Source organism: Caballeronia udeis (assembly GCF_001544555.2).
Taxonomy (GTDB): Bacteria; Pseudomonadota; Gammaproteobacteria; order Burkholderiales; family Burkholderiaceae; genus Caballeronia; species Caballeronia udeis.
Map to the genome: position 1 here is coordinate 1 of NZ_FCOK02000017.1, position 19,678 is coordinate 19,678.

The 19,678-nt window shown below is 59.4% G+C and carries 16 protein-coding genes and 1 pseudogene; 15 read left to right on the plus strand and 2 right to left on the minus strand.

All coding sequences use genetic code 11. From position 1 onward, the window contains the following. The 4 genes from pstS to AWB69_RS14295 all read left to right on the plus strand — a co-directional run. Positions 1-1,242 (plus strand): phosphate ABC transporter substrate-binding protein PstS (gene pstS, locus AWB69_RS14280; RefSeq protein WP_331712672.1); only part of this gene is annotated, 1,242 nt, incomplete at its 5' end. 230 nt (positions 1,243-1,472) lie between these two features. Continuing rightward, positions 1,473-2,165, plus strand: a complete 693-nt coding sequence (locus AWB69_RS14285) for a CBS domain-containing protein (RefSeq protein WP_062085694.1) — start codon at positions 1,473-1,475, stop codon at positions 2,163-2,165. 365 nt (positions 2,166-2,530) lie between these two features. Then, entirely contained in the window at positions 2,531-3,205 is a 675-nt protein-coding gene (locus tag AWB69_RS14290; protein ID WP_062085696.1) for a peroxiredoxin-like family protein, read from the plus strand. A 90-nt stretch (positions 3,206-3,295) separates the two neighbouring features. After that, entirely contained in the window at positions 3,296-4,018 is a 723-nt protein-coding gene (locus AWB69_RS14295) for an SDR family oxidoreductase (protein ID WP_062085698.1), read from the plus strand. Here the strand turns inward: AWB69_RS14295 and AWB69_RS14300 are convergent. Then, positions 3,967-4,899, minus strand: a complete 933-nt coding sequence (locus tag AWB69_RS14300; protein ID WP_062085699.1) for a LysR family transcriptional regulator — start codon at positions 4,897-4,899, stop codon at positions 3,967-3,969. The two genes, AWB69_RS14295 and AWB69_RS14300, sit on opposite strands and share 52 nt — an antisense overlap. Before the next feature lie 429 nt (positions 4,900-5,328). On the opposite strand from AWB69_RS14300, the gene AWB69_RS14305 reads away from it, so the two are divergent. Both AWB69_RS14305 and AWB69_RS14310 read left to right on the plus strand, forming a co-directional pair. Further along, positions 5,329-6,432, plus strand: coding sequence for an alkene reductase (locus AWB69_RS14305; protein ID WP_062085701.1), 1,104 nt, complete (start codon positions 5,329-5,331; stop codon positions 6,430-6,432). A gap of 170 nt (positions 6,433-6,602) precedes the next feature. Next, the gene (locus AWB69_RS14310) at positions 6,603-7,436 is read left to right on the plus strand and encodes an NHL repeat-containing protein (RefSeq protein WP_062085703.1); all 834 of its coding nucleotides are present in this window, start codon (positions 6,603-6,605) and stop codon (positions 7,434-7,436) included. Positions 7,437-7,705: 269 nt separating this feature from the next. On the opposite strand, the gene AWB69_RS14315 is transcribed toward AWB69_RS14310, so the two are convergent. Further along, on the minus strand, positions 7,706-8,722 hold the full coding sequence (locus tag AWB69_RS14315; RefSeq protein WP_062085705.1) for an Ldh family oxidoreductase: 1,017 nt from the start codon (positions 8,720-8,722) through the stop codon (positions 7,706-7,708). Between the two features lie 268 nt (positions 8,723-8,990). On the opposite strand from AWB69_RS14315, the gene AWB69_RS14320 reads away from it, so the two are divergent. The 9 genes and pseudogenes from AWB69_RS14320 (at position 8,991) to AWB69_RS14360 (ending at position 19,592) form a co-directional block, all read left to right on the plus strand. Next, a complete protein-coding gene (locus AWB69_RS14320) occupies positions 8,991-10,403 on the plus strand; it encodes an MFS transporter (protein ID WP_062085707.1) in 1,413 nt (470 codons plus the stop codon). Between the two features lie 2 nt (positions 10,404-10,405). Beyond that, positions 10,406-10,945: a GAF domain-containing protein gene (locus AWB69_RS14325; RefSeq protein ID WP_062085709.1), complete on the plus strand. Its 540-nt coding sequence runs from the start codon at positions 10,406-10,408 to the stop codon at positions 10,943-10,945. 55 nt (positions 10,946-11,000) lie between these two features. Then, positions 11,001-12,275: an NAD(P)/FAD-dependent oxidoreductase gene (locus tag AWB69_RS14330; RefSeq protein ID WP_062085711.1), complete on the plus strand. Its 1,275-nt coding sequence runs from the start codon at positions 11,001-11,003 to the stop codon at positions 12,273-12,275. A 75-nt stretch (positions 12,276-12,350) separates the two neighbouring features. After that, positions 12,351-13,250, plus strand: coding sequence for a dihydrodipicolinate synthase family protein (locus AWB69_RS14335; protein WP_062085713.1), 900 nt, complete (start codon positions 12,351-12,353; stop codon positions 13,248-13,250). Between the two features lie 119 nt (positions 13,251-13,369). Continuing rightward, positions 13,370-14,368: a 4-hydroxyproline epimerase gene (locus tag AWB69_RS14340; RefSeq protein ID WP_062085715.1), complete on the plus strand. Its 999-nt coding sequence runs from the start codon at positions 13,370-13,372 to the stop codon at positions 14,366-14,368. A 41-nt stretch (positions 14,369-14,409) separates the two neighbouring features. Further along, on the plus strand, positions 14,410-15,645 hold the full coding sequence (locus AWB69_RS14345; protein ID WP_062085717.1) for a metal-dependent hydrolase family protein: 1,236 nt from the start codon (positions 14,410-14,412) through the stop codon (positions 15,643-15,645). Between the two features lie 124 nt (positions 15,646-15,769). Further along, complete coding sequence (locus AWB69_RS14350; protein WP_062085719.1) at positions 15,770-16,471, plus strand: GntR family transcriptional regulator; 702 nt, start codon at positions 15,770-15,772, stop codon at positions 16,469-16,471. A gap of 267 nt (positions 16,472-16,738) precedes the next feature. After that, a pseudogene (locus AWB69_RS14355) lies at positions 16,739-17,122 on the plus strand (ATP-binding cassette domain-containing protein); the annotation flags it as partial. A gap of 16 nt (positions 17,123-17,138) precedes the next feature. Further along, the gene (locus AWB69_RS14360; RefSeq protein ID WP_062085721.1) at positions 17,139-19,592 is read left to right on the plus strand and encodes a penicillin acylase family protein; all 2,454 of its coding nucleotides are present in this window, start codon (positions 17,139-17,141) and stop codon (positions 19,590-19,592) included. Positions 19,593-19,678 lie beyond the last annotated feature (86 nt).

Consider the following 19,678-nt stretch of genomic DNA (forward strand, 5'->3'; position numbering starts at 1 on the left):
CGGCGAGCCGCAATCCTTGGGCGGGAGGGGCAGGCGCAACCCAAAAGCTCCATGGGAGTCGCTGCCGTGAACACCAAAGTCCAGCGAACCGCTGTCGCTCTGATCTCCGTACTGATTCCTGGAACGGCCCGCGACCTATGGCCGGTGTTTCGATGTATCGCGGTGACGTGCCTCCTCGCGAGTCAAGCGCTGGCGGCGCAGGCGGCAGGAGGAATCACGGGCGCCGGCTCAAGCTTCTTCGATCCCCTGGTGCAGAAGTGGGCCGCCTCCTATTACGACAAAACCGGCCAGCAAGTGAGTTTTCATCCCATTGGCTCCGGGAACGGCATCGATCAGCTGAAAGCGGCTACAGTGAGTTTTAGTGCCTCGGACATGCCGCTGAAACCAGACGAATTGCGCGCATCGGGACTCATCCAGTTTCCGGTGGCGGCCGGCGGCCTCGTGCCGGTGGTCCACCTGGATGGCATTGCGCCGGGACAGCTTCGCTTGACGGGTGCGCTGCTGGCGGACATCTACATCGGCAAGATCACCGAATGGAACGACCCGGCCATCAAGGCGGTCAATCCCGGACTCGCGCTCCCCGATCTGAAAATCGTCGTGATTCATCGCGGTGATCGGTCCGGGTCGACCTTCAACTGGACGAGCTACCTGTGCGCCGTGAGTGCGCAATGGCGCGAGCAGGTGGGCAGCGGCCTGACGGTCAAATGGCCAGTGGGGCTCAACGCCTCAAGCAGCCAGATTGTTGCCACCTATGTCAAGCGGATCACGGGCGCGATCGGCTATGTTGAGCTGGCCTACACGGGCCCTGCGCCCTTCGCCTATGCGACCATTCAGAATAAAACTGGCGCGTTCGTCGAGCCATCGGCCGCGAGTTTCAAGGCTGCGGTGGAAACAGTGGCCTGGGGCCGTGCGGATGATTTCTACCAGCTCGTCACCAATCCGCCGGGCGACCGAGCCTGGCCGATTCCTGGTGTCGTATTCATCTTGATGAGAACCGACTCCAAGCACAAGGCTGACGCGAACGCTGCGCTAGCGTTCTTCCGGTGGGCTCTCAATGAGGGCCGGGAAGAGGCAGCCGCTGAAAATTATGGGACCCCGCCGCCGGACCTGATCGGGAAGATAGAAGCGTACTGGGCGCAGAACCTGCCCAACGGGCAAGTTAGCGAAGTCGCCGCCGGCGGCTCGCCGAAGAGCCTCACAAGCATGGTCCGCGTAACCAGATCGCTGCCGCCAGGCTTTTGAGAGCCCTCCACGATTCGAGTAGACAGATCTGCAGCCGCTTTCAGATGGTTGCCCCGTGGATAGGGAATCGCGTCGTTCGTGTTTTTCTATTCATGTCGCGATTCGCGGCGTCAGCCTCATGAACCTGTCGGTGCCCCAGCGCCGCGCGCTTTGCCGCCGGTGCGTTTGCCGAAATCGTGCGACGGGAGCAACAGATGGGGACCCGTCGCGAACACACTGGAGGAGCGACCATGCGAGCACTCGACATCATGAATATGTCCGTCATCACCGCCACACCGGACATGACGATTCACGAGGCGGCACGACTGTTCGTTGACAACCGTATCAGCGGCATGCCGGTCGTCGATGCGAACAAACAGGTCGTTGGCATCGTCAGCCAGGGCGATCTGTTACATCGCGTGGAGAACGGCACTGTCCGTGGGAAGCGCAACTGGTGGCTTGAATTTCTGCTGTCGTCGCCTCGCGGGCAAGCTGCAAGGTATGTGAAGGAGCACGGGCAGGTCGTCGGCGACGTGATGTGCGGCCATGTGATTTCGATTTCCGAGGACATGCAGCTCGATCAGATCGCCGACCTCATGGAGCGCCGGCACCTCAAACGCGTGCCGGTACTGAAAGACGGCAAACTGGTCGGAATCGTCAGCCGTTCAAATCTGATCCGCGCACTCGCGAGCGTTGCTCCGGCCGCAGATTCGGTTTCGCACGATGATGCGAGCCTGCGCAACGCGATAGTCACGGAAATGCACGGGCAGCGCTGGGGGTTGCCGAAACAGGGCGTGCTCGTCAAGGACGGTGTCGCGCATCTATGGGGCGTGATCGAATCCGAAGAGGAAAAGCGCGCCATCCACATTGCGGCCGAGGGCGTGGCGGGCATCAAGCGCGTGGAGGACCATCTTGAGACTCCGAGCGTCATTCCGGCGCTGTAGTCCGGACACGGTGGCAAGACGCGTGCAGATTGGTCCGGGGTGAACGATGACTGCGATCGTGACGGTCACGTTCAATCCGGTGGTCGAGGTATCGATGGGTGTCAATCTGATTCAACGCGGTGCCGCTCCAGCCCACACTTCGCGCAATGGAGTAGCTGGCAGCAGGCACTCTCACCTGACTCTACGGGTTCGTGCGACGCCAAGTCTGCTGTTTGATGCGGAGCGGCCGCTCTGTTCTCTTTGTCGTCTCCCATGCCCAGCAGGAATGACAGTTATGCATTCGTGCTGTCTTCTCCGCCGGTTTCCATTGGCTGACTATCCCTACCACGCAATGTGCGTTAAACCTCATCAGGAAAGGGATTGTCATGTCACTTCAAACCAGGCTCGACGCATTCAAGGCCGATTTCAAAGGCGGAAAAGCCCCGTACTTTGCACCGCCGGAAATCCATCCGATCATGGAACGTGCGACAGCCGAACTCGTGGCGTCCGGTCAGGCCGCACGCGCTCTGAAAGCGGGCGACGTCGCGCCGGAATTTACCCTCAATGATCCGGACGGCAAACCCGTGTCGTCGGTCGACCTGCTGAAGCAGGGGCCGCTCGTGATCAGCTTCTACCGTGGCGTATGGTGCCCGTATTGCAATCTTGAACTGACGGCCCTTGAGGAAGCGCTGCCCTTGTTCAAGGCCGAAGGTGCCAGCCTGGTCGCGATCTCGCCGCAGAATGCCGTGAACAGCCGTAAATCGATCCGTACCAACAAGCTGAGCTTCCCGATCCTGAGCGACACGCGCAACGATGTGGCGGCCGCATTCGGCATCCGCTTTGCATTGCCCGACTATCTGGTGGATCTGTACAAGAACCTCAAGAACGATCTGCCGGCGTTCAACGGAGACGACAGTTGGACGTTGCCGATGCCGGCGCGCTACGTGGTCGGGCAAGACGGAACGATCCTGTACTCGGAAGTCAACCCGGACTATACGCACCGTCCTGAGCCGCAGGACATGTTGCCGGTTCTCCGCAAGAAGCTCGCTTCGGCGTCTTGATCCGGTCCTGCTTCGGTCCTGCTTCGTTCCCGGCCATGAACCGTCGGGAACGATGGGACAGGCAAGCTGATACATGAACATCGAGGCAATATGAAATCACGTACTTTTCTCGTAACCGGCGCCAGCAGGGGCATCGGGAGGGCCGTCGCACAGCGGCTGAACGCAGACGGGCACCGCGTAGTGGGGCTGGCACGTCATGGGGACGACCCTGGATTTCCAGGAACGCTCGTTTCTGTCGACCTGTCCGACCGCGTGAAAACGCAGGCCACGCTCGATAAGCTTGTGGCGGACTACAAGTTCGACGGCCTGGTCAATAACGTTGGGCTGGTCAAACCGCAGAGGCTGGGCGCCATCGATCTGGACGCGCTTGACTCCGTCATGTCGCTCAATCTGCATCCGGCTATCCAGGCGGCGCAAGCACTCCTGCCCAATATGAACGCCCAAGGCTGGGGGCGAATCGTCAACGTATCGAGCCTCACTATCCTTGGCATTGTGGAACGTACGGCTTATGCCGCCGCCAAGTCGGCCCTGGTGAGTTTTTCACGCTCCTGGGCGCTCGAGTTGGCGAGCACCGGCATCACGGTCAATTCCGTGGCTCCCGGCCCCACGGAAACCGAACTGTTTCGAGCCAATAACGCGCCAGGAAGCGAAGGAGAGCAGCGCTATCTCGCCTCCGTCCCAATGAAACGCTTCGGCAAGCCAGACGAGATTGCTGCAGCCATCACGTTCCTGCTGTCCGAAGATGCGGCTTTCATCACGGGTCAAACGTTGTTTGTCGATGGCGGCGCCTCGATCGGCAAGGCTTCAATCTGAGGGCCGAACATCTCCCCGATCCAGGCGACGAAAGCGCGTGCTTTTGCACTGACCATGCGCCCACTGGGAAAAACGGCCCACAGGTCGATACCCGGCAGTTCCCAGTCGGTCAGCACGCGTTTTACCGCACCGCTCGCGAGTTCCGGCGTGAACATCCATTCCGAAGCGATCGCGACGCCCATGTCGGCGAGCACGGCCGCGCGCACGCCTTCCGCCGCGTTCACGCGGACGCGCCCGGTGACGACAATCGCCGTTTCCGAATTGCCTTGCCTGAACGACCACACACTCCCGCCGCCGCCCTGCTCATACACGATCGCCTGATGCGATAGCAGATCCGCAGGTACCCGAGGTTCGCCGGCTTTTGCGAACCAGGCGGGCGTGCCGACGACGCAACGCCGACCGTGAGTGACCTTGCGTGCAGTCATGTTCGAGTCGCCAAGCACCCCCATCCTGAGTGCTACGTCGATGCCGCGTTCCAGCAGATCGATGTTTTCATCGTCGAGCACAATGTCGATGTTGAGTTCAGGGTGTTGATCAAGAAATGTCTGGAGCCGCGGAAGGATGTGAATCCGCGCAAAGGTCACCCCTGCTGAAATCCTGAGACGACCCGAGAGGGCGCCAGCCGATCCTCTTGCCGCAACCTCCGCCTCGTCGGCCTCTTCGATCGCCCGCTTTGCGCGCTCGTAAAATGCGTGACCCGCCTCAGTCGGCGTCAGCCCGCGCGTCGAGCGCAGCAGCAGTCGAACCGCGAGCCGCTCTTCGAGTTGCGCGATGGACTTGGAAACGGCGGGCTGCCCAACGTTCAGCAACCGCGCTGCCGCCGAAAAGGAACCGGACTCCACCACGCACACAAACGTTTCCATCGCTGTCAGTCGGTCCACGGTCGTCCCTCCAGGAACGGATGCCCGGGGCTCGAGCGTCGCCCCGTCAAACACGCACGGCAAAACCTGCTTGCCGGAAGATACACCGCCGCGCTGCGCTGTGTTACGTAGCGCTGTCATAACACCCACTGCGCACAGGCATACGGTAACGCGTTCTTATCCTCAGCGACTTCCGTTGCGCCGCAAGCTGTTCACCTACAGAGATGAGGTCCGCCCGATATGCCCCAAGGGAATGACTGTTATGCAATGACGCTGTCTACCCTGGCCAGTTCAATTCAGCGACGATGTTTCTGTGTCTGGCGAGCCGCTACCAGGCTCGTCTGACAGCAAGTCGCCGTTGTGGCTCTCTCCGCAGTTGCAAGAGCCATCGAACGTGTTACCGCACTCGTACCGCAAGCCGGTGCTAACTGATCCGCAAGGAGTAACTCCATGAGCAAGCTGTTTTCAGCCGTCAAAGTCGGTCCCTACACCCTTTCCCATCGCGTCGCGATGGCGCCATTGACACGTATGCGTTCGGAGCCCGGTGACGTGCCGGGCGATCTGATGGTCGAGTACTACACGCAGCGCGCAACCGAAGGTGGCCTTATCGTCACGGAGGCAACCCCCGTTTCGGTACAGGGCTACGGCTATGCAATGGCCCCCGGAATCTACTCTGACGATCAGATTGCAGGATGGCGCCGGATTACCGATGCCGTGCACGCCAAAGGCGCTCGCATCTTCCTCCAGTTGTGGCATGTCGGCCGTCAGTCTCACCCCGATCTTCAGCCAGGCGGCTCGGCGCCCGTCGCTCCGTCTGCGCTGAAAGCCGAAGGCCATGCGTATTCAGTGAACGGCGAAGTCGAATTCACGATGCCCCGCGCGCTTGAATTGCACGAAATTCCCGCCATTGTCGAGGACTTCCGCAGGGGGGCAGAGCGAGCATTGCGCGCGGGCTTCGACGGTGTGGAACTGCACGGCGCAAACGGCTACCTGCCGGACCAGTTTCTCCAGGACGGTTCGAATGCTCGCACCGACGAGTACGGTGGGCCGATCGAAAATCGCGCCCGTTTCCTCCTCGAAGTAGCGGACGCACTAATTTCCGTGTGGGGAGCGGATCGGGTTGGCGTGCGCATTGCACCGAGCGGCACCTATGGCTCGATGCATGACAGCGATCCGGAAACGACCTTCGGTTACGTGACGGAGCAGTTGGACAAGCGTGGCATTGGCTATCTCCACGTGGTCGAGCCACGCATCAAGGGCACGGAAACGATCGGCGAAGTTCACGATCCGGTCGCGGCGCGCCATCTGCGCCCGAAGTTCACCGGCACGCTGATCGCTGCAGGCGGCTTCACGAAAGAGACTGCGGGCGCGATCATCGAAGCGGGCCACGCGGACATCGTCGCGTTTGGCCGCCACTTCATCGCCAACCCCGATCTGCCCGAGCGCCTGCGGTTGAATCTGCCGCTCAACCGGTACGACCGTAGTACTTTTTATGGCGGCGACGCAAGCGGTTACACCGACTACCCGTTCCACGCTGAAACGCGGGCGGCGTAATTCTGCACCCCGCCATCCGGACCCGGAAGAGCGGATTCCGGTACCTGACTCCCTTCACACAAGCACGCCCTGAAGGACGCAACGACCCGCGTTAACGCAGCGCCGGTCGTTGCGTTGGCCACTACGGCACGGCAGGGTGAAAGGTTCTAATCTATCTCTTAGGACTCGATATGAGCATTCTGGTTACCAGCGCGTCTGGTTCGAACGGCGATGGATACGGGGCGCTCCTGTCATTCCGCCTCGACGGTACTTTCATTGGCTCGTTCAGCGACGACCCTCGCATCGTCGATCCTCGCGGCATGAGCGTCAGTCCGGATCGGCAGCATCTTTATGTCAATAGCGGAAACGACCGCATCCTTGCGCTCGACACCAAAGGGAGGGTGGTACGTGACACGGATTCCGTTCCGGGACTGAATGCCGGAGGCGGTAGCCTTGGGCCCGATGGGCGCTATTACGTTGGATTGCGTAGCGCGCGGACGATTGCTGCGTTTCCCCCCCATCTCGACGGCGTCGCGCAATCTGTGCTGCCCGCCAGTGCGGTTCCGTATCCTCGCGGGTTCGCCTTCGGTCCGGATGGCAAGCTTTTCCTTGCTTCCGGCATCGGTCCGGACGGTGAGGGTGAGAACAACATCGTCGTGTTTGACCCGGACGGCGGACTGCATGCTTCCCGATTCATTGCGGACGACGCTGTGAGTCCACTGGATCTCACGATTGGGCCGAACGGAAATGTGCTTGTGTCCAGCGAGTTTCCCTTCGGAAAGCCGGACGCGGTATGCACTGTACGCGAATACGACAGTTCAACCGGTAGCCTTGTCCGCGTGTTCCGGGTGGATCGGAATATGAGCTTTCATCGTCCCCGGGGTCTGCGCTTCGACCCTGAGGGAGTTTTGTTTTGCGTCGCTCGGGATACCGTCATTGCGTTCGACTTCGTCGACGGACGCTGCCTGGGCCCCGTTATCGATATGCCAGGGTTGAACGGCCAGGCGATCGCATTCTTTGCCTGACGCACCGATTCGACACGGACGTCATTCATCCAGTCTCCCGCGTTTCGGCGTTGCATCAGCCGCCCGGACGAGATCGCAGCGTTGCTGTTCCTGCGCTTGCCTCATGTGGTCGCGTCCGACTGGCTCGGCCGCTGGGTCCTGTTCCCGCAGGAGATGCCGGCGGGCGTGATGGCGACGCTGCTGGGCGGCGTATAGCTCATTGTCACGATGTTCAAACGCAGCCCGCGTGATACATCCGGTGCGTGATGCTTCGGGCTGTCAACTATGGCTCAGCTCGGGATCAGGGCCAACACATCGGCGAGAAGTTGGCGCGGCACTTGCACACCGTTGGCTTCGCTTCTAAGGCGGGCGTCAAACCGTCGTTGCGATGGCAAGCGAGCACCCTGGCCGACAATGCCGCCAAAAAGAGCTTCGGCACGCTGAAGGTCGTCAGCACTGTTGCCACTTGAAAACATGGCTGGATTAAACGCAAGGATCAATTCGCCGTGACACGGTGTTGCTCCAACACCTTGGTCGAAAGCCATCGACTCGGCAGAGGTGAGGTCTCCAATGAGTGGCCCAGCCAGTAGTTCGACCATCGCGGAGAGGGCGGAGCCCTTGTGACCGCCGAATGTCATCATCGCGCCGCGCATCGCAGCAGCGGGATCGTCAGTTGGTTGACCATTCGCGTCCATAGCCCAGTCCAGAGGAATTGTTTTTCCCGCGCGCCGGTGAAGCTCGATGTCACCACGCGCTATCGCGCTTGTCGCGAAATCAAACACGTATGGAAAACGCCCTGGTCGAGGCCACGCAAAGGCGATTGGGTTCGTGCCGAATAGAGGTTTGGTTCCTCCCGCAGGTGCAACCCAACTATGGCTCGGCGTCATTGCCAAAGCTGCAAGGCCCTCGCCTGCGAGATATTCCACCTCGGGCCACAGCGCCGAAAAGTGGAAGCAGTTGTTGATAGCCAGCGCTGCTATCCCGACCTGTCGGGCCTTTTGAACAAGCACCTTGCTTCCCATCTGAAACGCCAACTGGGAATAGCCGAACCTGGCATCTACACGCACCAGCGCTGGCGAAACATCAACCAGTTCAGGCTTCGCATCACGAACCACTTTGCCGTTTCGTAGCGTGTTGACGCAGACGATCAACCGGTAGATTCCGTGTGATTGACATTCATCACGCTGGCCCGCGACGATCACTTCCGCGATCGCTTGAGCGTGATCGGCTGCCATTCCGTTTGCAGCGAGGACCCGGTTGGAGAGTTCGGATAGCTCCGCCAGAGTCAAATTAACTGTGTTGTTCATGTCAGCCTAAGGAGTGATTCAAGCACCAATCTGCGTTTGCAAATGCTGGATCCAATATCCTACACTGCAAATTTAGTCCGAACCTTCGCCGCACAAAGGCAAGCGTACCCAAAGGATCCGGCTGGCAAGGGTTTACCCGTCAAAAAAGTGGCATAGGGCACATCCGGCTTGACACGGGATTTTGGATCCAAGATATTGGACGCACTCAAGATTGACCCGACGGTCGTTGTTCAAAATTGTTCAGCGATTCCTTCACTGCGGAGTCTATATGTCCCCCATTGCAGCGCGGCTTGAGCGGCTACCGTTCAGTCGTTTCCACTTCATACTGCTCATCATGGGCGGTTTGGGATTCATGTTTGAAGCGGTTGATGCCGGCATCATTGCTTTCATCCTTCCCGTGGTGCGTGCGAAGTGGCATCTGACCAGTTTCGAGACCGGGCTCCTCGGAAGCAGCACCTACGTGGGCTTCCTGGTGGGTGCGCTGTTTGCCGGACTGCTTGGCGATCGCTTCGGTCGCAAAGTCGTCATGATGTGGGCGCTTACGTTCTTCTGCGTCCTTACGTTTGCCAATGCGTTTGTGAGCGACTGGCACACATTTGCGCTGCTACGGGCGATCGCGGGCATTGGCATGGGTGCGGAAGGTGCAATCATCGCTCCGTTCCTTGTCGAGTTTGTGAGCAACCGCTACCGCGGCGCTTTCACGGGCGCACTCGCAGGATTTTTCTCTTTCGGTTTCGTTGCTTCGGCACTGATCGGTTACTTTTTGATCCCTCTCAACCCCGAAGGCTGGCGCATTTCACTGATAGTCGTCTCACTGCCCGTCGTGGTCCTGCTGTGGTGGCGCCGGTCGTTGCACGAATCACCACGCTGGCTGGAAATGCGTGGACGGCACGACGAAGCAGACGCAGTTGTCTCGGACATTGAACGTCGTATTGAGCGCTCCGGCGTGACGCTGCCGCCGGTTGTTCCGGTCGCGGGATGGACTTTCGAATCTCGGGAGTCGGGCTCTTTCTTCAGCAATCTGAAGCTTCTGTGGAAACCACCGCTGGCCAAAACGACCGCCATGTCCTGGTGTTTGTGGCTCTCAGTCACTTTCTGCTCATACGCGTTCTTCGTGTGGATCCCGGGCCTGCTGGTGGCGCGCGGCATGACGATTACGAAGAGCTTCTCCGTATCGATCCTGATCTATCTGGCGCAGATTCCCGGCTACTACTCGTCCGCCTATTTCTGCGAGAAGCTTGGCCGGAAGGTGACGATCGTCAGCTATATGGGGCTTGCCTGCCTCGCCGGCCTCTGGTTGGCGTATGCGCAAGGCGACACCGCGGTCGTACTCGCATCCATCTTCATGTCATTCGCAATGAATGGCGTGAATGCCGGTGAATATGCCTATACGCCTGAAGTCTTCCCGACGCATCTCAGGGCTACGGGCATGGGAACGGCTTCCGCGTTTGGCCGCATTGGCGCGATTTGCTCTCCAATGCTGGTGGGCTACATCTACCCGATCTGGGGTTTCGCCGGTGTATTTGGAATGACTACGTCCATCCTGCTGGTCGGCGCCCTTGCAGTGATCATCCTGGGTGTGTCAACCAGCGGTAAAACGCTGGAAGAGATCACGGCGGATGAATACGGCGTCGGTGACGGTCATGGCGGAAGCCTCCCTCACGCGAAGGCGAGGGTATAGATATGTCTGAAGCCAGTTCGATATCTGCAATCAGCGCGCTAGCATTTTCCTTGCATCGGAACGAGGCGGTTGACACCTTCTGGAAAGAGCTGGATCGCGGCTTGCAGGATGCGTTTGGTCACAAACTGTTCACGGTGCTGGCGTATGACGCTTCGAGCGGACTGCTGGGTCGCGTTTACAGCACGCAGCAGCAAATCAATCCGGTAGGTGGTCGAAAGCGTGTGACGAAGAGCATCTGGACCCAGCAGGTGCTTGAGGACGGAAAGGTGTTTCGCGGAGCAACGCGCGAAGACATCAAGGCGGTCTTCTCCGATTACGAGGTGTTGTGGTCGATCGGCTGTGAGAGCGTGTTGAATATCCCGATCCGTCAGCGAGGAATCGTCATCGGCTCGCTCAATCTCCTTGATGGTGCGGGGCACTATGACGAAGCGCGCATTGAGCTGGCCTACGTGTTCGCTCAGCTTGCCATTACTCCGTTAGAGGCGTGCCGTGAGGCGCTCCAACTTGACGGCGCTGACAGCGGTGATCTGGAGTACGTGTAAGTGTTTCTATTAAGCGGGCGGCAGCGCCGGTCGTCAGACGGGGGTTTTCAACGTAATGTCTAACCAGACGACCTCGACTGCAAGCATTTCCGATGTCCTCGTGATTGGAGCGGGGGTCGTTGGGCTTGCTTGCGCGTGGTCTGCACTCAAGGAGGGGTTGACGGTCACGATCGTCGATCGCGATTTCGACGGTGACCGTACCTCACACGGTAACGCGGGTGGTATTGCAGTGACCGAAAGCACGCCGATCTCGGTGCCCGGCCTGTTTTTCAAAGCGACGAAATGGCTGTTCGATCCGCTTGGTCCGCTCGCGCTCGATTGGAAGCACGTGCCAAGCGCGTTGCCTTGGTTCCTGGAGTTTCAGCGCGCTAGTAATCCTGCGAGGTTCAAGGAAATTTCCGTGGCGCTCGCAGCCCTTAATAACCGTGTTTATGACGACCTGATTCCGCTATTCGAAGACGTTGGTGCGATGAGCACATTTTATCGTCGTGGCGCGTTGACCTTATATGAAACCGACGAGGCCTTTCACGCCGATGCGGAAGAATGGAAGTTGAAAAAAGAGCTTGGCGTTCGTTGGCGCGCGCTGAACCAGCAAGAGGTGCAGGAGTGCGAACCCGCGCTGGCGCCGGTGTTCAGGCACGGGGTGTTTCTCGAAGACTGGTCGCATATCGGGGACCCGAAGCAGCTGGTTTCGCAGATTTGCACACGGGTCAAGGCTCTAGGCGCCCGCTTCGTCGAAGGGGCTGTGACCAGACTGGACGTAGCAAACCAGGACGCGCCATCTGCAGTTCTTCAGACCGGAGCATCAATCGCCGCGCGGCAGATAGTTGTTGCCACCGGGGCATGGTCGGCGTCGTTGGCTGAATCAGTGGGAGACAGGGTGTTGCTCGATAGCGAGCGCGGGTACAACACAACACTGCCGCAACCCGGCATTGCGCTGTCGAGAGAGGTCATTTTTGCGGAGCGCAAATTCGTGGCGACGCCGCTTGATATTGGCATTCGGATCGGGGGAGCGGCGGAGTTCGCAGGACTCGAGGCCAAGCCGAACTACAAGCGTAGCGATGCCTTGCTCACGTTAGGGAAGAGGTTCCTGCCTGGCATCCAGGACGAGGGCGCGGTGCAATGGATGGGACACAGGCCGGCCACGCCCGATTCTTTGCCGGTGATCGGTAAATCACCCTCAGCGAAGTCGGTGATCTATGCGTTCGGCCACGGGCATCTTGGGCTTACCCAAGCTGCCACGACCGGCGCACTCGTGGCAGATTTATTAGTGAATCGAATACCCCGGACGCCGCTGGATGAATATTCCATCGGGCGATTCCGGAAATAAGCGAGGCGTCCACGCGACCTCGGTTCTCGCGGCACAGCCCGCTTAAGCTTTTAGTTCATTCTCAGAGGTGTTGTCATGCAAGTTAACTGGAAAGGTGTTTTTCCCGCGGTTACAACGAAATTGAAGGACGATGGTTCGCTCGATCAGGAAGCCATCAAGGCGGGTCTGAATCGCCTCATCGACAACGGCGTAGGCGGCGTTGTCATGATGGGCATGGTGGGCGAAAATGCCCAACTGACGCCGGACGAAAAGCGCACCGTCCTCAAGATCGCGGTTGAAACGGTCAAGGGCCGTGTGCCGGTTGTGTCGGGTCTTGCTGAAACGAACACGGACAGCGCGATTCAGTTTGCGCGAGATGCAGAAGAAATTGGTGTGCAGGGCCTGATGGTTTTCCCCGGCCTGACCTACAAGTCCGATGATCGTGAAACGGTCGAGTTTTATCGCGCTATTGCTCGCTCCACCAGACTTGGCATCATGATCTACAACAATCCGCGCGGCTATGGCGTGGATATGCGTCCGGATCTGCTTGAGCAACTGAAGGGCGAAGCGAATATTGTCGCTGTGAAGGAAGAGTCATACGACACAACACGCGTGACCGATATCTACAACCAGTTCGGCGATCGCTTCCTGGTGTTCTGTGGTGTCGATGATCTGGTGCTTGAGTCGGCAGCGCTGGGTGTGACGGGCTGGGTGTCAGGTATGGCCAACGCTGTGCCGAAGGAATCGGTTGAGCTACTCGATCTGGCGGTGAAGGGCGACTTCGAAAAGGCTCGCAAGCTGTATCGCGTGCTTACGCCGCTGTTCCACCTTGACGTCCATGTCAAGCTGGTCCAATACATCAAACTCGCCGAAAACATCACTGCCGGCTACTCGGAAAACCTGAAGGCTCCGCGCCTCAAACTCGAAGGTGAAGAGCGTCAAAGGGTCGTCGCCATCATCGAGAAAACAATGAACGACTTGAAGGCATTGTCGTAAGCCTCTCGCGTGCTCTTTGCCGTGCCTGGGCTGGCATGGCAAAGACGATTCGAGGTTGAGCGTCGCGGGCAGCGGCAGCATACTCTCGAGCGAGGTTTAACGATGAACGGAGTCAAGCAATGAAAAGCACCTTCTTCTGTATCGACGGTCACACTTGCGGTAACCCGGTCCGCGTGGTCGCGGGCGGTGCGCCCGTGCTCCAGGGCGCGAACATGATTGAGAAACGGGCCTATTTCGAGCAGGAGTTCGACTGGATCCGCACAGCCCTGATGTTCGAACCGCGGGGGCATGAGGTGATGTCCGGGTCGATTTTGTATCCGTCGACCCGGCCGGATTGCGACATCTCCATCCTGTTCATCGAGGTCAGCGGCTGTCTGCCGATGTGCGGTCATGGAACGATAGGAACGGTCACGACCGCTATCGAGAACGGGCTTGTGCGTCCGCGTGAACCGGGCGTCGTCCGGCTCGACACACCTGCCGGCCTCGTGGTTGCCCGCTACAAGTTGAACGGGGATAATGTCGATTCAGTTCAACTGATCAATGTTCCCTCGTTCCTGCATTCGACCGACCTCAGCGTGGATCTGGCCGGGCTCGGTGAGATCCGTTTCGATGTGGCCTATGGCGGCAACTTCTACGCCATCATCGAGCCGCAACAGAACTTCGCGGGCATGCATACCTTGCGCCCAACTGATATCCAGCGGCTGAGCCCGATTCTTCGGCAGAAGGCGAATGAAAAATACCAGTTCGTTCATCCGGAAAAGCCCGAGATAAATGGCTTGAGTCATGTGATGTGGACGGGCGAGCCAACGGTAGCCGGTGCGAGCGCGCGAAATGCCGTCTTTTATGGCGACAAGGCGATCGACAGGTCGCCTTGCGGAACAGGCACGTCCGCTCGCATGGCGCACCTGGTGGCCAAGGGAAAACTCAGGATTGGTGAGACCTTTGTCCACGAAAGCATTATTGGCACGCTCTTTAACGGCGTTGCGACCGAGGCAACGAAGGTTGGCGAATACGACGCGATCATTCCAAGCATCGAAGGCTGGGCGCGAGTCACAGGCTTTAACACAATCTTTGTGGATGATCAAGACCCGCTTGCCAAGGGTTTCTTGCTCAAATGAATTCGAAGGAGTTCATCGGCCTGCTTGCAATGGAGTATTGAATGATTATCTTGAAGAACGCGCGGGTGCTGGACGCGAATCATGAACTCGACAAAGCCCTGTATTCGATCGTGATCGAGGGAAACCTGATCACTGACGTGTCGCGCGAGCCGGTTCCGGAACAAGGCGCGGAGATCATTGACGTGGCCGGCCGCACGGTCATGCCTGGCCTGATCGACTGTCATGCACACGTAATTGCGTCGGTGGCGAATCTGGGATCGAACAGCCGCTTGCCCAACACCTTTGCGGTGCTCAAGGCGGTGCCTATTCTTGAACGCATGCTCAATCGTGGCTTCACGACCGTGCGGGACGCCGGCGGTGCGGACTATGCATTGGCAAAAGCGATTGATGAAGGTGTGATTGCGGGACCACGCCTTTTCGTTGCAGGAAAAGCGCTCTCTCAAACAGGCGGTCATGGAGATTTCCGCGACAGATTCGACAATACCGATCCCGATCCATGCGGGTGCAATCGCAATCTCGGTGCCATTGGACGCATCGTTGACGGCGTGGATGAGATGCGCAAGGCAGTGCGCGAGGAAATGCGCGCCGGCGCCAACCACGTCAAGATCATGGCGTCAGGTGGAGTCGCATCGCCGACTGATCCGATCGGCAATTTTCAGTTTTCCGTCGACGAAGTCAAGGCGGCAGTAGAAGAAGCTCATTCGCACCAGACCTATGTGATGGCGCATGCCTACACGGGTGCGGCAATCAAGCGCGTGGTTGAACTGGGCGTTCGCACCATTGAGCACGGTAACTTGATTGATGATGAAGCGGCTGCGGTGATGGCGAAACACGGTGCCTATGCGGTCCCGACCTTGGTGACCTACGACGCAATGAGCAAGGTCGGCGCGAAATCCGGTGTTTCCGAGAGCGCGCTGAAGAAGAACGAGGACGTACGAACGCAAGGCTTGCGTGCACTTGAGATTCTCAAACGCAACGGTGTAAAGGTTGGATTGGGAACCGACCTGCTCGGTGACATGCATCAGTTCCAGAGCGACGAGTTGTCAATTCGGGCAGCTATCGTAGGGGCATTCGAGACCATCTGCCAGGCAACGAAGATTGGCGCCGAAATTGTTGGAATGGAGGGCAAGCTGGGCGTTGTTGCGAAGGATGCGTTCGCTGACCTGCTGATCGTCGATGGCGATCCTTTGGAGGATATCAACGTGTTAACGGGCCAGGGCGAACGTATTGCAGCCGTCATGAAAGATGGCTCATGGATACGGCGCGCGGCAATGTAAACAGGCATAAACAGCAGATTGGATTTTGGATACGAAAGCCGGTTCATGGTACATTTGTTTGTCCCTACCAAACAGACAGTCGGCAATGGCCACCGCAACTCCCACGAAAAGATCTTCCAGGACCATGACTTCTCCGGAACCGGAAGTCGTGGAGCGTGTGACGCGAAAAATTGTTCGCCCCACCGCGGTGGAACTCGTCACTGATGAAATTCGGCAGATGATCTTGAGTGGTCAGATCTCGCCGGGCAGTGTTTTGCGTCAGGAAGTGTTGGCCGAAGAGCTGGGTGTGAGCCGCGTGCCGGTCCGCGAAGCGATCACCAGGCTCCATTCAGAAGGCCTTTTGAATGTGGTTCCGCATAAGGGCGCGTACGTTCAGGAATTGTCGGTTGACGAGGTGCGAGAGACATTTAACATTCGCCTCCGCCTCGAACCGTGGGTATTCTCTGAAGCCATTCCTTTGATCACAGACGCGGAAATCGGCAAGGCAGAGCGAATCGTCAAGGACATGGACAAGGCGACGGGTGGGGAGTGGGGCTCGTTGAATTGGAAGCTTCACGAAACGCTTTATCGTCCCGCACGTTGCGACATCACGCTCCAGATGCTTCGCGTCTTGCATGACCGTTGCGACCGGTATTTCCGCTTTCAAGTGGTGAAGGTGCCTATTCGTGAGCAATCGCATGCAGAACACATGGCGATCATCGATGCCTGCCGTAATCGTGATGTAAAACTCGGTACCAAGTTGCTCGAGACGCACGTGAAAATCGCAAGTCAGCAGATCATGAGCATTGTTGAGGCGGTCATGGCGAAGGCGGAACGCGCTCGATAAGAAACGTTCAGGGAAGCGGGTGCCGACGAACATACTTCTACCTGGCGTCTCGCAGCCGGTCCCGGATGTTTGCAACTACGGCATATGGGTCGTTTGATCTTCCTCCGGATACCCGTCCAGCTTTTCTAAGCGTGGCCAAAGCTCCATCGTGCGGAGCTTGCGAAACACGAATAGCCGAATCACCCAATCCCTCCTGGAACACCCCTTTCCTGCATCAGGCCGAAAGCAGCACGGCGCGCTTCCTTGCGAGCCTGTCCTCCTTGCCCGCGTTTCGCGCACCGCACGGTGGACAGCCTCTCCGGCGGCGAGCGCCAGCGTGTGTGGATCGCCATGCTTGTTGCGCAGGACAGCGAATGCCTGCTGCGTGACGAACCTGTTTCGGCGCTGGACATTGCGCATCAGATCGAGGTTTTGCCCCTGGTGCGGATCTTGAGCGTGGAGCGCGGACTGGGCGTGGTGGTAGTGCTGCACGATGTCAACATGGCCGCGCGTTTCTGCGACAATCTGCTGGCGCTCAAGGGCGGCCGGCTGCTGGCATCGGGTACTCCTGCGGACCTGATGCGCGGTGAGACGCTCGGCGCAATCTACGGCATTCCGATGGGCACGGTCCCGCACCCTCACGGCGGTTCACCAATCGGTTTCGCCCATTGATTCGAGGCTCAATGTCATGAAGCAAGTTCTCAGGCTCACGGCTGCGGTGGTGTTCGCCACAGCCATGTTGAGCGGCTGTGTACAGTCTCCCCGAAACCTCGCGAGCGCCCAGTCGCGCTTTAGTGTCGAGATCCGCCGCACGCAAGATGGGATCCCGCATATCAAGGCCGACGATTGGGCCAGCCTCGGTTACGGCTACGGATACGTGCAGGCGCAAGATAACCTGTGCACGCTCGCAGATGGTTTCGTCACGTTTCGCGGCGAACGTTCGTCATATTTCGGCGCCGATGCCCATCCGCCATCAGAGGCTTCCTTCGGACAGCCTCGCAACCTTCAGGCCGACTTCTTCTTTCGTTTCGTCGACGACTCGAGCACCGTCGAGCGCTACAAGTCCGCTCAGTCCGCGCCCATTCGCGAGTTGATGGACGGTTTCGTGGCGGGCTATAACCGATACGTCGACGAACTGGACGCGGGACGCATGGGCGGCGCGAATGCCGAGTGCAAAGGCAAGCCGTGGGTCGGCAAGATCACTTCCGACGATATGATCCGGCGGCTCGTGGCAGCCAATCTCGCGGGGGGCGCTGCACGGTTTTTGCCGCAGATAGCGCACGCGCAGCCTCCTGCGAAACACGCACCGTCAGCGCCGGGCGTGCAAACCGGCGCTGTCGATATTGCACCTTCGCAGCTCGATATAGGCGGGCGGCGGGGTATCGGCAGTAATGCGCTCGCGTTTGGCGCGCCGGTCACGCAGGAAGGCCGCAGCCTCCTGTTCGGCAACCCGCACTGGTTCTGGCGCGGGCCTGACCGCTTCTACGAAGTGCAGTTGACCATCCCCGGTCAACTGAACGTGGCGGGCGTGTCGTTTCTCGGCGTGCCGGTCGTGATGATCGGCTTTAACAACGACATCGCGTGGACGCATACCGTGTCGAGCGCGCGGCGCTTCGGCATCTTCCAGCTGTCGCTCGATCCCGCCGATCCCACGCGCTACGTGTACCACGGCGTCAGCGAGCCAATGACACACGTGCCCGTCACGGTCCAGACCCGCAACGCCGACGGCTCGCTGACGTCCGTCACGCGCACGCTGTACCGCTCGCGATTTGGTCCGCTCGTCGATCTGTCTTCCATGTCACCGGCGCTCGCATGGAATGCGCAACATGCGTTCGCGCTGCGCGACGTGAACACCGACAACACGCGGTCCTTCGAGAACTTCCTGTTGTGGGACCAGGCGCGCTCCCTCGATGACTTCATCGCGATCCAGAAGCGCCTCGCGGCTACGCCGTGGGTCAACACCCTAGCGATCGGCCGCGACGATCCACGCGCATGGTTCGCTGACCTCGGCGCTGTGCCGGACGTGCCTGACTCACTCGCTGCCGCTTGCACGACGCCGCTTGGCCGCGCGTTCGACGCGAAAGCGCCCGGCGTGCCGTTTCTCGATGGGTCGAAAAGTGCGTGCGGATGGCGCGTAGACGCATCGAGCGCGCAGCCGGGCGCATTGCCGGTCGCCGAGATGCCGAGCATGGCGCGCGGTGATTACGTCGGCAACTTCAACGGCAGTTACTGGCTGACCAACGCCAATGCGCCAATGACGGGTTATCCGAATGTGGCCGGCATTACCGGCACGGAGCAGTCGCTGCGCACGCGTTTTGGCCACACGCTTGCGGCCGAATTGCAAGTGCAGAAGGGCGGCGTGACGCGACTCGCGCTTGAGACGAAGGTGCTGGATAGCCAGTCCATGTCGGAGCAATTGTTCCGCAAGCCTATCCTCGATACGGTTTGTGCTGATGAATCGGATTCGGTGGTTTCAGTCACGCAAGGCATGCCCGGCGGCAAGGCGCAAACGGTGGATCTCGGACCGGCGTGCAAGGTACTGCGTGAGTGGGACGGCACGGCCAACACCAATGCGCGTGGCGCCAATCTCTGGGACGAATTCTGGCGTCGCCTGGATGGGGCGGGGCTGGCGCATTTCTATCGCGTGCCGTTCGATCCAGCCGCACCGCTTGCGACACCACGCGGTCTCGACGTCTCCAATCCCGCGCTTAAACCCGCTCTTCAGCAGGCGCTTGGCGGGGCGGTGCTTGCCATGCAGCGCTACGGTTTTGCACTCGACTCCACGCGTGGCGAACTGCTGCACGTCGAGCGTAACGGCGAGCGTGTCCCGCTCTTTGGCGGTTGTGACGATGCGGGTTATTTCACGGTGATGTGCGCGGTCCATCCACTCGATGCAGGCGGCTACGCAATCGATCGCAGCGGCCACGGCGAGAGCTATTTGCAAGTGGTTTCGTTTGACGCGAACGGCGTGCAGGCGGACACCATGCTCGCGCATTCGGAATCCGACGACCCCGCCTCGCCCCATTTCAGCGATGCAACCCGCCGCTTCGCCGGCAAGCAATGGCTGCGCTTTCCGTTCACCGAAGAGGCCATTGCCGCTGACCCTGGCGTTACGACCGTGAAGCTGCAGGCGCCGAGGTAAGCCGGCTTCGGCGCGCTGTGCTATGGTCAAAAGACTCTCTTCTTTTAACAGCCATGACCTCACCGGTCATGGCTTCGACCCTGCCA

Coding starts and splice junctions, on each gene's coding strand:
- AWB69_RS14285 (WP_062085694.1), top strand. CDS start 1,473: ATGCGAGCACTCGACATCATGAATATGTCCGTCATCACCGCCACACCG.
- AWB69_RS14290 (WP_062085696.1), top strand. CDS start 2,531: ATGTCACTTCAAACCAGGCTCGACGCATTCAAGGCCGATTTCAAAGGC.
- AWB69_RS14295 (WP_062085698.1), top strand. CDS start 3,296: ATGAAATCACGTACTTTTCTCGTAACCGGCGCCAGCAGGGGCATCGGG.
- AWB69_RS14305 (WP_062085701.1), top strand. CDS start 5,329: ATGAGCAAGCTGTTTTCAGCCGTCAAAGTCGGTCCCTACACCCTTTCC.
- AWB69_RS14310 (WP_062085703.1), top strand. CDS start 6,603: ATGAGCATTCTGGTTACCAGCGCGTCTGGTTCGAACGGCGATGGATAC.
- AWB69_RS14315 (WP_062085705.1), bottom strand. CDS start 8,722: ATGAACAACACAGTTAATTTGACTCTGGCGGAGCTATCCGAACTCTCC.
- AWB69_RS14320 (WP_062085707.1), top strand. CDS start 8,991: ATGTCCCCCATTGCAGCGCGGCTTGAGCGGCTACCGTTCAGTCGTTTC.
- AWB69_RS14325 (WP_062085709.1), top strand. CDS start 10,406: ATGTCTGAAGCCAGTTCGATATCTGCAATCAGCGCGCTAGCATTTTCC.
- AWB69_RS14330 (WP_062085711.1), top strand. CDS start 11,001: ATGTCTAACCAGACGACCTCGACTGCAAGCATTTCCGATGTCCTCGTG.
- AWB69_RS14335 (WP_062085713.1), top strand. CDS start 12,351: ATGCAAGTTAACTGGAAAGGTGTTTTTCCCGCGGTTACAACGAAATTG.
- AWB69_RS14340 (WP_062085715.1), top strand. CDS start 13,370: ATGAAAAGCACCTTCTTCTGTATCGACGGTCACACTTGCGGTAACCCG.
- AWB69_RS14345 (WP_062085717.1), top strand. CDS start 14,410: ATGATTATCTTGAAGAACGCGCGGGTGCTGGACGCGAATCATGAACTC.
- AWB69_RS14350 (WP_062085719.1), top strand. CDS start 15,770: ATGACTTCTCCGGAACCGGAAGTCGTGGAGCGTGTGACGCGAAAAATT.
- AWB69_RS14360 (WP_062085721.1), top strand. CDS start 17,139: ATGAAGCAAGTTCTCAGGCTCACGGCTGCGGTGGTGTTCGCCACAGCC.